Source organism: Mycobacterium sp. NGS63, assembly GCF_059812295.1.
In genome coordinates this window covers 237,022-250,257 of sequence record NZ_JCALCJ010000005.1, presented here as the reverse complement: position 1 = coordinate 250,257, position 13,236 = coordinate 237,022, and the positions used below count along the sequence as shown (strand labels likewise).

13 protein-coding genes are annotated in these 13,236 nt (G+C 67.4%); 5 read left to right on the top strand and 8 right to left on the bottom strand.

Translation table 11 applies throughout. The features are described from left to right. Positions 1-2: 2 nt before the first annotated feature. A complete protein-coding gene (locus tag AC5Y4Z_RS15220; RefSeq protein ID WP_499965273.1) occupies positions 3-191 on the bottom strand; it encodes a ferredoxin in 189 nt (62 codons plus the stop codon). Further along, positions 188-1,159, bottom strand: a complete 972-nt coding sequence (locus AC5Y4Z_RS15215; RefSeq protein ID WP_499965271.1) for a metal-dependent hydrolase — start codon at positions 1,157-1,159, stop codon at positions 188-190. The genes AC5Y4Z_RS15220 and AC5Y4Z_RS15215 overlap by 4 nt, the downstream gene beginning before the upstream one ends. A gap of 219 nt (positions 1,160-1,378) precedes the next feature. On the opposite strand from AC5Y4Z_RS15215, the gene AC5Y4Z_RS15210 reads away from it, so the two are divergent. After that, on the top strand, positions 1,379-2,236 hold the full coding sequence (locus AC5Y4Z_RS15210) for an LLM class F420-dependent oxidoreductase (protein ID WP_499965269.1): 858 nt from the start codon (positions 1,379-1,381) through the stop codon (positions 2,234-2,236). 3 nt (positions 2,237-2,239) lie between these two features. Here the strand turns inward: AC5Y4Z_RS15210 and AC5Y4Z_RS15205 are convergent, their stop codons facing one another. Next, complete coding sequence (locus AC5Y4Z_RS15205; RefSeq protein WP_499965267.1) at positions 2,240-3,310, bottom strand: GGDEF domain-containing protein; 1,071 nt, start codon at positions 3,308-3,310, stop codon at positions 2,240-2,242. A 642-nt stretch (positions 3,311-3,952) separates the two neighbouring features. Between AC5Y4Z_RS15205 and AC5Y4Z_RS15200 the strand changes: the two genes are divergently transcribed. From AC5Y4Z_RS15200 to AC5Y4Z_RS15190, 3 genes are all read left to right on the top strand, one after another. Further along, a complete protein-coding gene (locus AC5Y4Z_RS15200; protein WP_499965265.1) occupies positions 3,953-4,120 on the top strand; it encodes a hypothetical protein in 168 nt (55 codons plus the stop codon). A 20-nt stretch (positions 4,121-4,140) separates the two neighbouring features. Further along, positions 4,141-5,583, top strand: a complete 1,443-nt coding sequence (locus AC5Y4Z_RS15195; RefSeq protein WP_499965263.1) for a phospholipase D-like domain-containing protein — start codon at positions 4,141-4,143, stop codon at positions 5,581-5,583. A gap of 62 nt (positions 5,584-5,645) precedes the next feature. Beyond that, the gene (locus AC5Y4Z_RS15190; RefSeq protein WP_499965262.1) at positions 5,646-6,674 is read left to right on the top strand and encodes a fused (3R)-hydroxyacyl-ACP dehydratase subunits HadA/HadB; all 1,029 of its coding nucleotides are present in this window, start codon (positions 5,646-5,648) and stop codon (positions 6,672-6,674) included. 17 nt (positions 6,675-6,691) lie between these two features. On the opposite strand, the gene AC5Y4Z_RS15185 is transcribed toward AC5Y4Z_RS15190, so the two are convergent. Together AC5Y4Z_RS15185 and AC5Y4Z_RS15180 are read right to left on the bottom strand one after the other, a co-directional pair. Next, the gene (locus AC5Y4Z_RS15185; protein WP_499965521.1) at positions 6,692-6,922 is read right to left on the bottom strand and encodes a hypothetical protein; all 231 of its coding nucleotides are present in this window, start codon (positions 6,920-6,922) and stop codon (positions 6,692-6,694) included. Positions 6,923-6,983: 61 nt separating this feature from the next. Continuing rightward, positions 6,984-8,252, bottom strand: a complete 1,269-nt coding sequence (locus AC5Y4Z_RS15180; protein ID WP_499965260.1) for a phytanoyl-CoA dioxygenase family protein — start codon at positions 8,250-8,252, stop codon at positions 6,984-6,986. A 44-nt stretch (positions 8,253-8,296) separates the two neighbouring features. Between AC5Y4Z_RS15180 and AC5Y4Z_RS15175 the strand changes: the two genes are divergently transcribed. Next, the gene (locus AC5Y4Z_RS15175; RefSeq protein WP_499965258.1) at positions 8,297-9,214 is read left to right on the top strand and encodes an IclR family transcriptional regulator; all 918 of its coding nucleotides are present in this window, start codon (positions 8,297-8,299) and stop codon (positions 9,212-9,214) included. A gap of 319 nt (positions 9,215-9,533) precedes the next feature. On the opposite strand, the gene AC5Y4Z_RS15170 is transcribed toward AC5Y4Z_RS15175, so the two are convergent. The 3 genes from AC5Y4Z_RS15170 to AC5Y4Z_RS15160 are packed head-to-tail and all read right to left on the bottom strand — an operon-like array spanning position 9,534 to position 13,188. Further along, entirely contained in the window at positions 9,534-10,817 is a 1,284-nt protein-coding gene (locus AC5Y4Z_RS15170; RefSeq protein ID WP_499965256.1) for an acyl-CoA dehydrogenase family protein, read from the bottom strand. A 13-nt stretch (positions 10,818-10,830) separates the two neighbouring features. Next, complete coding sequence (locus AC5Y4Z_RS15165; protein ID WP_499965254.1) at positions 10,831-11,955, bottom strand: acyl-CoA dehydrogenase family protein; 1,125 nt, start codon at positions 11,953-11,955, stop codon at positions 10,831-10,833. After that, positions 11,956-13,188 (bottom strand): acyl-CoA dehydrogenase family protein, encoded by a 1,233-nt coding sequence (locus tag AC5Y4Z_RS15160; RefSeq protein ID WP_499965252.1) that lies wholly within the window; start codon positions 13,186-13,188, stop codon positions 11,956-11,958. Positions 13,189-13,236 lie beyond the last annotated feature (48 nt).

Genomic DNA, 13,236 nt, shown 5'->3' with positions numbered 1-13,236 from the left:
GGTCAGTCCTTCACCGTGATCGCGCGGGTGGGGCAGGACACTTCGGCGCCGATCAACTTCTGGCGCAGCTCCTCCGACGGCTCCTCCTGGAGCAGATGCAGGCCGTCTTCTTGCACGTCGAACACCTCGTGGCAGATGCTCATGCACACACCGTTTCCATCGCAGGTATCGAGATCCACCGAAACCTTCATCGCGCCTGGGCCTTTCCCGCTTCCTCGACAGATGTGGTCCCCCGGGAACTGTCGGGTCCACCGGAGGGCTTTCCCTGAACGCGCGCTCGCTCTCTGGCGGCTTTCGCCACCGGCGAGTAGTTCAGGTAGTCGACCGCCATCTGGGTGGACGCCTCGTCGTTGGGATGATGGCTGGGCCGCAGATACCGGACCGGCGTCGTCACCATGAGCTTCCACGGGCCCGGCAACCGGTACTCGCGGGCGGCCCACAGCCAGTCGCGCCAGCGCCACTTTTGGTCGATGGTCGGGTCGTGGGCCATCAGGTAGCGGGCCCCCGCGACCCACCAGGCGATGAACAATGGGGTAGTGAAGAACATCGAGAACGCCCTGATCCAGTAGTTGCCGCTGACGTGCTGGAACACGTCGAACACCAGCGAGCGGTGCTCGACCTCCTCGGCGCCGTGCCAGCGCAGCAGGTCGAGCATCATGGGGTCGGCCTTCGCGTAGTCCAGGCCCCGGTTCGTCAGCACCCACTGGCCCAGCATCGCGGTGTAATGCTCCAGCGCGGCGACATCGGCCAGCCGGCGGTACAGCCACCACCGTTTCAGCGGCGGCGGAAACCACTTGGGGGCATCACCCAGCGTTATCGACAACACTCTCCCGAGCCGATCCGTATACGGCGCGGTATCGATGCCCTGCCCGGCCAAATGGTCCAGCACCACCTGATGCGCCCAGGCGTGCCACGACTCCTGCTGGATGAACGGCTTGATCGCCGCCTCCAGTTCGGGGTCGTCGACGAGCGACGACGCCTCGAGGACCGCCTTGATGAAGTGCCGCTCGCCCTCGGGCAGCAAAAGGTGCAAGACGTTGATCATGTGCGTCGAGAACGGGTCGCCGGGCACCCAGTGCAGGGGGGTTTCCGACCAGTCGAATCGAACCATCCGGCGATATCTCGGATATCCGTCGTGGTGAAGTTGCACTTCGGGCATCAGAACGCTCCCCTCCCCTGTGTCTTTTGAGGGAACGGTCGTTCCAAGATCGGGACATCGGGGCGCCGCTTGGCGACCGTCCGAACGCACGGGTACCCACGTGCTCGCGGAGTCATGCGTACCGGCGGTACCGGGTTCGCTGACAGTTCCCTGTGAACGATTGTTTACTCACGTAATCCGCGGTGGAAGCAAACGCGCCGCCATTCGGTTGAACGGTCAATGCGCATTGGTGTGGTGTTCCCGCAGACCGAGCTGGGTGGCGACCCCGGGGCCGTGCGTGCCTACGGCCAGGGCGTCGAAGAACTCGGCTTCACCCACATCCTGGCCTACGACCATGTCGTCGGCGCCGATACGACGGTGCACCGCGGCTGGCAGGGGCCCTACGACATCGACTCGACGTTTCACGAGCCGTTCGTCATGTTCGGCTATCTCGCCGCGGTCACCTCGCTGGAACTCGTCACGGGCGTCATCATCCTGCCGCAACGCCAGTCGGTGCTGGTGGCCAAGCAGGCCGCGGAGGTCGACCTGCTCACCGGCGGGCGCTTTCGGCTCGGTGTCGGGCTGGGCTGGAACGCCGTCGAGTACGAGGCGCTGGGCGAGGAGTTCACCAACCGCGGCCGGCGCTCCGAAGAGCAGGTCGAGGTGATGCGCAAACTCTGGACGGAACGGTCGGTCACCTTTGCCGGCCGCTACCACACGCTGACCGCGGCGGGGCTGGCGCCGCTGCCGACCCAGCGACCGATCCCGGTGTGGTTCGGGGCGGCTTCCGATCGCGCCTACGAGCGCGCCGGACGGCTCGGCGACGGCTGGTTCCCGATGATGGGCCCGGGCCCCGGCCTCGACGATGCGCGTGCGCAGGTGCGGCGCGCGGCGACTGCCGCGGGTCGCGACGCCGACGGCCTCGGGATGGAAGGCCGGGTCCCGTGGAGCGGCGACCCCGACAAGGCCGCCGCCGACATCGCCGCGTGGCGGGCCGCCGGGGCCACCCACCTTTCGGTGAACACCATGAAGGCCGGGTTGGCGACCGTCGACGAGCACCTGGGCGCGTTGCGGCGCGTCGCCGCGGACATGAGGTAGCGGCTACGCCCGCACGCCGTGATGGACCTGGTTTCCGCCGCGGCGCTTGGCCGCATACATGGCGCTGTCGGCGATCATGATGAGCTCCTCGACGGCACCCGCGACGACGGCCCCGGCCAACAGGTGCAGCTCGGCGCTCGCCGTACCGATACTGGCGGTGATCTTCGGGAACACCCCGGCGAGGGCGGCGCAAAATCGCGCCGTCAGCGGCCTCACGTCCGGTGTCACCGAGGTCAATGCGACCAAGAACTCCTCGCCGCCGGCGCGGCAGATGACCGCGTCGTCGGGAGCGTGCTCGCGTAGCAGCTCGGCCACGGCCTGCAGGGCGCGATCTCCGACCGGGTGGCCGTGGGTGTCGTTGATGCGTTTGAAGTTGTCGAGATCGAGCATCACCACCGCCAGATGCGTGTGCGACGGCGGTGGGTTGGCCAGCCGGTTACTGACCGCGTCGGTGAACGCCCGCCGGTTCAGCAACCCCGTGAGGGCATCCTCTTCGGCGCGCAGCGCGTACACGCCCATCGCGCGGGAAATGCCCCAGATGCCAAGCGGTACGGACAGATTGAGAAAGTTCACCAACCAGAACGCGGAGGCCGCGGTGGCGATGTTGACCTCGCCGACCAGTCGCAGCACCGCCGCGGCGGTGACCGCGAAGGCCCACACGGCGTTGCAGAGCAGCAGCTTGGGGCTGTGGAAAAACGCGATGTAGCCGCCGGTGACGGCCAGGGCCGTGGCGGCCAGGGCGGCGAGGGCGGCGGTTGGCTGCACCAGGCTCCAGGCGCCGACGCACAGCGCGCCGATCAGCACGATCACCTGCGACTGCCGCCGGGTGGGCCAGCGCATCAGCCACAACACCGTCACCCCGAGGATGAACGTCGCGGTGACGACACCGGTGACCGCTACCACCGTGTCCGCCCCGCTCTGGCTCGGCAGCACGGCCAGCGGTACCAGCGCCGACGATCCCGCGACGATCGCCATGACGATCTGGGCCGAAAGCAGCATCCCGCGCTGGCGCAGGAACGTCGTGATCCACTCGTACTGGTCGGCTTGGCTCAGCCACGCCCTCAGCCGCGACATCAGTCAGCGAACCTCCGGTGCGGTGTCGGTCGGTGGGCCAGCGGGCGCGGCGCGTCGCCAGTTCAGCTCGCGTACTTGGGCAAACGTCGATTTACTGCGCTTACCGGCCACCGGATCGGCACCCCTTCGCGACCCACCTCGGCCCCGTCTTTCACCCGTCTTTTCGAGCCGCCGCGGCACCGACAATCTGCGAGTGCGCATGCTACTCCCTTGCGGCCGTTGCACTTCGGGTCGGCCCTCGCGGTGCTGCGCTCTTGCTTGAACGTTACGAATAACCGTAACGTTTGCGCGATGCCGGCCACGAAGTTGCGGTGCAGCGAGTGCGGAGCGGGGTTCTACGGTCGGTCCGACGCGAGTTACTGCAGCGGGGCGTGCCGGCAGAAGGCCTACCGCGCCCGGGTCGGCCGCGCACGCGGTGGTCCCGATGAGCGTCAGCCCGTCGATGTGGTGCAGTACACCCGGCAACTGCGCGAGCGGGCCCGGGCAGCCCGCGGGGAGGCTGCCGCGGTCCGCCGCAAATCGAAGGCGCTGCGGGATTCTTTTTGGCGGTGAGCTGGCGGTCCGCCGCCGAGCGGTTTCGGAATCCGCGATTTGGGCGACCCTGCTGAGAAGCATTCGTCGAAGCTCGGAGGAGATTCTCGCGTGGATCAGCAAGTCAACATCGACCCGCCGCCGGCGCCGGAAGACGCCACCAAGGCGACGGCGGAGCAACGCGAACTGCAGGAGAAACTCGAGCACCAGGACGAGGATCCCGACGGCCCGGGTTTGCATCAGTCCCGGCGTGACCTCCCCGACGAGAGCACCCGGTAGGGCCGCGACACCGCGATCCGTTGCTGATCACCGACCAGACCTGCTGGCGCGTCGAGCGCGCCGGCCAGTTGTCCTGCATCGTCGACGCCGCCGACTACTTTCGGCACGTGAAGGCGGCGATGCTGCGCGCCGAGCACCGAATCATGCTGGTGGGTTGGGACTTCGACACCAGGACGACATTCGAGCGTGGCGGCAAGACGCTGCCCGGGCCCAACCAGCTGGGTGCGTTTCTCTACTGGCTACTGTGGCAGCGGCCGACGCTCGAGATCTATGTGTTGAAGTCCAACCTGCGCCTGCTGCCGATCTTCGACGGCATCTGGTACGGCATCACCCCGGTTTCGGTGATGAATCGCATCAGCAGCAGGCGGCTGCGTTTCGCCATCGACGGGGCCCGCCCCACCGGCTCCGTGCATCACCAGAAGATCGCGATCGTCGACGATGTGCTGGCGTTCTGCGGTGGCATCGACCTGACCCTGGACCGCTGGGACACGCCGGAACACGAGCACGACAACCGGTTTCGCCGGGCGCTCGGCCGCAGGTACGGCCCCCGGCACGAGGTCGCGGCCGCGGTCGACGGTGCCGCGGCGACGGCCCTGGCCGAGAGTGCCCGCGACAGATGGCGGAGCGCGACGGGCCGGGCGCTGGCGCAAATCGACGGCGCCGACGCCGTCTGGCCGACCGGGATGCGGCCGATTTTGCGGGACGTCGACGTCGGCATCGCGCGCACGTTGCCCGGCTTCGACGGCCGTCAAGAGGTCCGCGAGGTCGAGGCCCTCAACCTCGCGGCGATCGCGGCGGCGCGCCACACCATCTATATGGAGAACCAATACCTGGCGGCCCGGCAGGTGGTCGAAGCGCTGGCGGCCCGGCTCAGGGAGCCCGGCGGTCCCGAGATCGTCATCGTCCTTCCCCGCCGGGGGCTGAACCGCCTGGAGCGGGAGACCATGGACGGTGCGCGCCACCGCCTGATCCAGGAACTGTGGGCGGCCGACGATCACCGTCGCCTGGGCGTCTACTGGGCCGAGACCGACGGCGGCTCATCGATCTACATTCACTCGAAGGTGTTGGTCGTCGACGACCGGCTCTTGCGCGTCGGCTCGTCGAACTTCAACAACAGGTCGATGGGATTCGACAGCGAATGCGACCTCGCCGTCGAGGCCGACCCGAATGCCGAAGCGGACGAACACATCCGGCGGGCGATCGCGTCGGTGCGACAGCGCCTGGTGTGCGAACACCTGGGCGTGTCGATCGACGAGTTCGAGCGGGCGACGGAGCAGGGCAAGTCGTTTTTGGCGGCCGTCGAGGCGCTGCGGGGACAGGGAAAGACGTTGCGGCGGTTCACCAGCCGGACCGTGGCCGGCGAGGACAGCCCGCTGGCCGAGAACGACCTGATGGATCCCGATCACGTGCCGCGGTCGCTGGCCCGCAGCGCGCGGCGACTGGTGACAAAACTGTCCCAGTGACCTCGCGCTAGTGTGCTTACGTCGGACTCAGCGAACAGGCCGATAGAACGGTTGCCAAATTCATGACCGCAGCACCTGAGGCGTCGGCGATGGAATCGCGGGTCGGCCACTACTACCAGATGGACGGCACCTACGTGGTCGGCCGCGAGAAGCTCCGCGAGTACGCCCGAGCGGTGCAGGACTACCACCCCGCGCACTGGGACGTCACCGCGGCCGCCGACCTGGGCTTCCCGGACCTGGTGGCGCCGCTGACGTTCACGTCGGTCCCCGGCATGGCCTGCAACCGCCGCATGTTCGAATCGGTGGTCGTCGGCTATCACACCTATGTGCAGACCGAAGAGGTCTTCGAGCAGCACCGTCCGATCGTCGCCGGCGACGAGCTGCTGGTGGACGTCGAGCTGTCGTCGGTGCGACGGGTCGCCGGCCGGGACCTGATCACGGTGACCAACACCTTCACCGACACCGCCGGTGAGCGGGTGCACACCCTGCACACGACCGTCGTCGGCGTCACCGCCGAGGATGTCGACCCGGCGATCCACGCGGCCGCCCAAAACGCGATGATGCACGACGTGAACCTCGCCGAAATCGGCGGATCCGATGCCGACTACCAGAAGACGGTGCGCCCCGAAGGCTCGGTTCGGATCGCCGAGGGCACGACCCGGATGCCCGGTACGCCGTCCTTCGACGACGTCAAGGTCGGCGACGCGCTACCGGTTCGTCACGCCCGACTGTCCCGCGGCGATCTGGTGAACTACGCCGGCGTGGCCGGCGACGCCAACCCGATCCACTGGGACGAGGGAATCGCCAAGCTGGCCGGGCTGCCCGACGTGATCGCCCACGGGATGCTCACCATGGGCCTGGGTGCCGGATTCGCCTCCGCATGGTCGGGCGATCCCGGCGCGGTGACGCGCTATGCGGTGCGGCTGTCGGCGCCGGCGATCGTGCCGGCCGCCGAAGGCGCGGACATCGAGTTCAGCGGCAAGATCAAATCGCTGGATCCGGCGACGCGCAGCGGCGTCGTCATCGTCACGGCGAAGTCCGGCGGCCGGAAGATCTTCGGCCTGGCGACGTTGAACGTCCGCTTCCGCTGACGTCGCTGCTTGCCGCGTCAGCGCCTGGTGCTGGAATTGTCGATCTTCCAGGCGGTTTCCAGCACCATCAGCCGCAGCATCCGCATGGCGGCGTAGGAGCCGGCGATCTTCTCGCATCCCGTTTCGCCGCGCCGCCACACCCGACGAAGCCGCAGACGCCGCACTGTTTTTCGCTCCGAGCACGCCAACTTCATCACCGGCCAAGTCCTCAGCGCCAGCGGCGAACCGACCATGGCCGGCTGGCCCACCCTCACTGACTCGGACCAGACTCCGCAAAGCAGAAGCGTTTCCGCCCCAATGGATGTGGTTTTAGCCGGCGGCCTTATGGGCCATTTCGGCGAAGCTGGGTTGGTTTCCGGTGCCGTAGCCGGGCAGGATTTGTTCGAAGGCTTCGAATCGGCCCAGGAGTCGGAGAGTGTCGGGCCCGTAGAAGGGCAGGTAGACGGTGCGGCGCGTGCCGTCGCCCACCGGCGGCGGGCCGGCGTGCGTCGTGCACGAGTAGTGGATGGTGACGTCACCGGGATTGGTGTCCATCGGAATGGCATTGGGCTCATCGAGTCGAAGCTTCCCGGGGTTGTGGGTGACCTTGCCGTTGGAGCCCGCCAATGCCCACAGCTGCGATCCGGTGGGCCCGGCGCTGTCCAAATGGATCCCGATGTTGATCGACGGGCACATGATGGGGCAACCACCCAGGCCGCAGTCCGTGTGCCAGCCCAGGTTCGCCGCGATGCTGTCGCCGAGCTCGGCCCCGGCACCGAATGGCTTGAGCACGGTGAGCGGGCCCTGCCCCCGGTCGTGCAACGGCACCAAGTCCGTCTTGGCCAGCCGAACAAGAGCGGCGATCGTCGCGTCGTCGTCCATGAGCGAGCGGATCACCGAGGAATGCTCCGACATGTACAACAGCCGATAGGGAAACCGCTTTCCGGTCGCAGAGTTGTCGACCCACCACGAGAAGATTTCGCCCTCCTTCGCTGCGGCCGTCAGCCGCTCTACCTCGCCGGCGATCTCGTCGCGACGATCGGCCATCGCCCCGCGAATGATCAGGTAACCCGCGGTGCGCAGGAAGTGTGACATGTCTTCATGATCGTCACCGAGAGTGAAGGACCGACGCAGATCGAGAGGTTGCCCGTTGCGATCGGTGAAGGTCATCGCCGGGTCATAGATCGGCCGTCCGGAATACATGCAACGAATCGCCGGCGCCCAAACGTCCCACTCGTTGTAGCCGCCGCGCACGAAGCGCACGCTATCGGCGAGCACCAGCCCCGCCGGGGTGCGGAACTCGTGGACGTAGTCCTGCCATGCGCGCTCGAGGATCTCGACGACACCCGTGGCGTCAAGGACAACACCGGGTTCCACTCGGACCGCCCCGTTTTCGCACACGTAGCTGTACGCGCGCCCGTCCGGCAGCTGGATGGCGATGGGCGTCACCCCTTCCACATCCCAAGCGACCTGATCGCTTAGACCCTCGCGAAGGCGGCGAGGCAGCTCGGTCCGATGGAAGTGGTCGAAGTCCCACCGATGCAGCTCCCAGGCTTCCAGGCTGCCGACGTCCGTATTGCGCCCGATCTGTTCCGTCACGTTCGGCCTCCCAGTTTTCCGAATATTCGTGATATAGTTCCTGTATGCCGGAAAAGCATAGAACGCCCTCGCCGCCGACGGCAAGGGTGTTCGCGGTGCTGGAGGCCCTGGCCGAAGCGTCGAGCGGCGGACTGACGCTGTCTCAAGTCGCTCACAAGCTCGGCCTGAGCACCTCTACGACGGCATCGATCCTCGCCACCATGGACGAGGCCGCATACGTCGAACGCCTGCCCAACCGGGCATACCGCCTCGGGCCCGGTCTCCTGAGACTCATTGCCGGACTGCGGAGCCGATACCCGCTCCTGGGCGCGGCCGACGAGGAGCTGTCCCGGCTTTCGACCCTGGTCGGCCGCGGGTGCACCCTCGCGCGCATCAACGCCGACGATCTTGAGGTCGTCCTTACCGCCGGGACCGTCGACGAATTTGAAACCCGGGTCGGCCAGCGCATGCCACTGCACCCTCCGCACGGCAGCATCGCGGTTGCGTGGCGATCGCCGCAGGGCATCGATGCGTGGCTCTCCGATGCCCCCGATCCGCTGGGCCCCGACGAGATCGCCACGGTGCGTTCGACGTTGACCGAAATCGCCGCACGCGGCTACGCCGTCTACAACGTCAAGCGCGATGTACAAACGATGGTGCACCAAATCCGTCGGCTCCTCGGCCAGGCCGGTGACCACGCGCCTACCGAGGTGCTGCGCCGACTGCTACTCAGCGCCGTCGCGGGAATAGGGATCTACAGCACCGCCGAACTCGCCGACCACCGCCGTCGCCCGGTCAGCTATGTGATCGCGCCGGTATTCGGACCCGATCGGCAGCCCCGCTACCTAGTATCGCTGCACGTCATGCGTGACGCCGTGTCGCCAGATGACCTCGACCACTACATCGATGCGCTCTTGCAGACCGCCATGACTCTGACCAAAGTCGGCGGAGGAAACTGGGCCAACTCAATTCCCGCCCGGTGAAATCATCTGCGCCAAGCCGGCTCCGAGGGCCCCCGCTGGCCGCCAACAGATTGTCCGCATAAACATCCTCTGAACAGGACCCGTTGAACGATGGTGCCCGTGCGGTCCTGGGCGCCAACGACGGCATCACGCCCGACAGTCACCTCGAGGGAACAAGACCTCTACCGCCCTGACCAACAACTGGTCAGTTCCGCATCTGCACCCCGGCATAGCCGACTCTTTGATGCAGTAGATCGTGGTCGACGACCTGACCAATACCTTCACCTACATTGGACGGCCGATTCCGCTGACCTGGCGGCCTGGCGACCGACGGGGCGCGTCAGCGCCGGCGCGCGAAGTACTTCTTGTAGTCCTCGGCGGCGGCGCGCAGTTCCGGGTCGGCTTCGAACTTGGGCTCGAATTTTTCCCACGCCGCCTCGCGCTTGGCGGGGAAGTACTCCGTGGGCCAGTACGGATGCTGCTGCGGGCGGTAGTCGCGCAGGACCCGGCGGGCGACGGTGGCCTTGTGCACCTCGTCGGCGCCGTCGGCGAGCCCCATCGTCGGCGCGCCCGCGTACATCGCCTGCAGCGGCGTCAGGTCCGTCGTTCCGAGCGACCCCAGGATGTGCAGGGCGTTGTACGACACGTCGCGCAGCACCTTGGCCATGGTGAACTTCACCGTGGCGATGTCGGTGCGGGCCTCCTTGGTGCTGGAATTGTCGATCTTCCAAGCGGTTTCGAGCACCAGCAGCCGCAGCATGCGGATGGCGGCGTAGGAGTCGGCGATCTTCTCCTGCACCATCTGGTGCTCGGCGATGACCTTGCCGTGCGACTCGCGCGACAGCGCGCGCTCGCACATCATGTCGAACGCGAGCCGGCACTGGGCGATGGTGCGCATCGCGTGGTGGATGCGGCCGCCGCCGAGGCGGCGCTGCGCGAGCGTCTTGGCGCCGTCCTCGGGGCCGAGCAGGTGGTCGAGGGGAACGCGCACGTCGCGGTAGATGATGTGGTTGTGATTGCGGGGCTCGGGCTGGATCTCGACGCCTGGGGTCTGGCGCGGCACGACGAACATGCCGTTGGTGCACATCACGAAGAGGATGTCGGCCACGCGCCCCGCCGAGGTGAACCACTTCTCGCCGTTGATGACCCACTCGTCGCCGTCGCGCACGGCGTGGGTCTTGAACAGGCTGGGGTCGGATCCGCCCTGCGGCTCGGTCATCGAATACGCCGAGAACATGTCCTGGTTGAGCAGCGGCTGCAGCCACCGCTTCTTCTGCTCCTCGGTGCCGAAGGCGGCGAGCATCTCCATGTTGCCGGTGTCGGGGGCGGCGGCGCCGAACATCTGCGGGGCCTGCGAGTAGCGCCCGATGACCTCGTTCAGCAGCGCCAGCTTGAGCTGACCGAAACCGGGACCGCCCAGCTCCTCGTCGAGGAAGATCGCCCACAGCCCCTGGTCCTTGATCTGCTGCTGCAGGCCGCGCACGTAGGCCTTCACCCGGGGGTCGGGCGAGCGGACCGCGTAGGGGAACACGAAGTCGAGCGGCTCGATCTCCTCCTTGCAGAATGTGTCGACCCAGTCGAGCTTCTCTTGGAATTCGGGGTCAGTCGAAAAGTCCCATGCCATGGTGGTCTCCGTTCTAGGCCTTGGTCAGCTCGGCGTATCGCGCGATGTGGTGGTCGGTGGTGCCGAACTCGTACTGAATGGCGGTGAGCCGCTTGAAGTAGTGGCCGATCGCGAGCTCCTCGGTCATGCCCATCCCGCCGTGCAGCTGCACGGCTTGCTGGCCGATGAAGCGTGCCGCGCGGCCGATGGTCGCCTTGCCGGCCGAAACCGCACGGGCGCGGATTTTTTCGTCTGACTCCAGGTTGAGGATCGCCAGATAGACGGCCGCGACGGACTGTTCGAGTTCCATGTACATGTCGACCATGCGGTGCTGCAGCACCTGAAAGCCGCCGATCGGCTGCCCGAACTGCTTGCGCTGTTTGCAGTATTCGACGGTGTCCGCCAACACTTTTCGCATGCAGCCCACCGCCTCGGCGCAGATCGCCGCGGCGCCCTCGTCACGCGCCTTGCTCAACGACGGCCCGGCCCGTCCCTGTTCGCCGATCAGGTTTTGGGCGGGCAGCCGCACATCATTGAGGACGATGTCCGCGGCGCGCCGGTCGTCGATGGTGCGATACGGGTGGACCTCGATGCCGGGCGCGTCGATCTCGGTGAGAAAGAACGAGATTCCGTCTGTACCCGGGGTGCGGGCGGTGACCAGCAGGTGCGTCGCCAACGGTGCGGCCACCGCCATCGTCTTCGCGCCGTCCAGCACCCAGTTGTCGCCGTCGGGTCGGGCCACAGTTGTTGCGTCTTGCCACTGCTGGTCCGAGGCCGGTTCGGTGGCCGCCAGCGCCACCACCGCGGTGCCGGCGATGATGTCGCTCAGCACCGCGGTCGCCGCCGGGCCGCCGGCGCGGTGCAGCAGCCCACCGGCGACGACGACGGTGTCGACGTAGGGTTCGATCACCAGCGCGTGGCCGAGCGCCTCGGCGATCACCATGAGTTCGACTGGGCCACCGCCGATTCCGCCGACTTCCTCGGGCAGGGTGGCGCCCAGGATGCCCAGCTCGGTGGCAAAGGCTCTCCAGATGTCCGGTTGCCAGCCGGCGCCGGTCTTCGCGGCGGCGCGGCTTGCGTCGAGGCGGTAGCGGGCGGCGAGGAACTTCGCGAGCTCGTCGCGCAGCAGTTGCTGCTCGTTGGTCAGGTTGAAGTCCATCTACAGTCCCAGCGCGGCCTTGGCGAGGATGTTTCGCTGAATTTCGTTGCTGCCGGCGTAGATTGAGCCGGCCCGGTCGTTGAAATACCGCAACGGCGCGACCGCCTGCCACGGCTCGCCGCTCAGGTATCCGTCGGCGGGTGGTTCGAACTCGGCGATCGGGCCGCCGGGTGCGGTTGCGTGTGGTTGGTAGGCCCGGCCGCGCGGGCCGGCCGCCTCCAGCGCGAGCTCGGTGAGCGCCTGGCTGAGCTCGGTGCCCAGGATCTTGAGCATCGACGACGCCGCGCCGGGGTTGCGTCCCTCGGCCACCGCGGCGAGCACCCGGTATTCCAGGACCTCCAACACCTCGGCGCGGATGCGCGCGCCGGCCAGCTTGTGCATGAAGGCGGGGTCGTCGGCCAGCCGCCCGCCGCCGGGCGCGGGCTGGTTTTCGGCCGCCTGGCCGATCTCCTCGGCCATCACCTGCAGGCCCGGCGACACCGCGCCACCGCCGCGCTCGAACTCCAGCAGGTACTTCGCGACCGTCCAGCCGCTGTCGATCTCGCCGATGACGTTGGCCTTGGGCACCCGCACCTCGTCGAAGAACACCTGGTTCTGGATCTGCTCGCCCGAGGTCATCACCAGCGGTCGGATCGCGATACCGGGTGTCGTCATGTCGATCAGCACGAACGTGATGCCCTGCTGCTTTTTCTCGCCACGGGACGTGCGGACCAGCGCGAACATCCAGTTCGCCTCGGCGGCGTGGGTGGTCCAGATCTTGCTGCCGGTGCACACCAGGTCGTCGCCGTCGGCCACGGCGGCCATCGACAGCGCGGCCAGATCCGACCCGGCCTCCGGCTCGGAGTATCCCTGGCAGAAGAACACCTCGCCGGTCAGGATCCGGGGCAGGAAGTAGTCCTTCTGCGCGGCGGTGCCGTACTTGATGATCGCGTGCGCGACCATCCGAATCCCCATGGGCGACAACGCCGGCGCGCCGGCCAGAATGGTTTCGCGGCTGAAGATGTAGTGCTGGGTGAGGCTCCAGTCGCAGCCGCCGTACTCGACCGGCCAGCCCGGCGCCGCCCAGCCGCGTTCGTGCAGGATCGCCTGCCACGCCATGCTCGCCTCGTGGTCGGCGTAGACGCTGGTCATCAACCGCCCCGCCCGGCGCAGCTCGGGGGTCAGCTTCTGGTCGAGGAACGCCCGGACCTCTTCCTGGAAGGCACGGTCGGCCTCCGACCACCGCAGATCCATACATTTCCCCTGCCGTGCCGGCGGACGAGCGCAGTTTCCGCCCGAGCC

What these genes read in the sequence shown, in the direction of transcription:
- AC5Y4Z_RS15220 (WP_499965273.1), bottom strand. Translation starts at nt 191, where the DNA reads ATGAAGGTTTCGGTGGATCTCGATACCTGCGATGGAAACGGTGTGTGC.
- AC5Y4Z_RS15215 (WP_499965271.1), bottom strand. Translation starts at nt 1,159, where the DNA reads ATGCCCGAAGTGCAACTTCACCACGACGGATATCCGAGATATCGCCGG.
- AC5Y4Z_RS15210 (WP_499965269.1), top strand. Translation starts at nt 1,379, where the DNA reads ATGCGCATTGGTGTGGTGTTCCCGCAGACCGAGCTGGGTGGCGACCCC.
- AC5Y4Z_RS15205 (WP_499965267.1), bottom strand. Translation starts at nt 3,310, where the DNA reads ATGTCGCGGCTGAGGGCGTGGCTGAGCCAAGCCGACCAGTACGAGTGG.
- AC5Y4Z_RS15190 (WP_499965262.1), top strand. Translation starts at nt 5,646, where the DNA reads ATGACCGCAGCACCTGAGGCGTCGGCGATGGAATCGCGGGTCGGCCAC.
- AC5Y4Z_RS15175 (WP_499965258.1), top strand. Translation starts at nt 8,297, where the DNA reads ATGCCGGAAAAGCATAGAACGCCCTCGCCGCCGACGGCAAGGGTGTTC.
- AC5Y4Z_RS15170 (WP_499965256.1), bottom strand. Translation starts at nt 10,817, where the DNA reads ATGGCATGGGACTTTTCGACTGACCCCGAATTCCAAGAGAAGCTCGAC.
- AC5Y4Z_RS15165 (WP_499965254.1), bottom strand. Translation starts at nt 11,955, where the DNA reads ATGGACTTCAACCTGACCAACGAGCAGCAACTGCTGCGCGACGAGCTC.
- AC5Y4Z_RS15160 (WP_499965252.1), bottom strand. Translation starts at nt 13,188, where the DNA reads ATGGATCTGCGGTGGTCGGAGGCCGACCGTGCCTTCCAGGAAGAGGTC.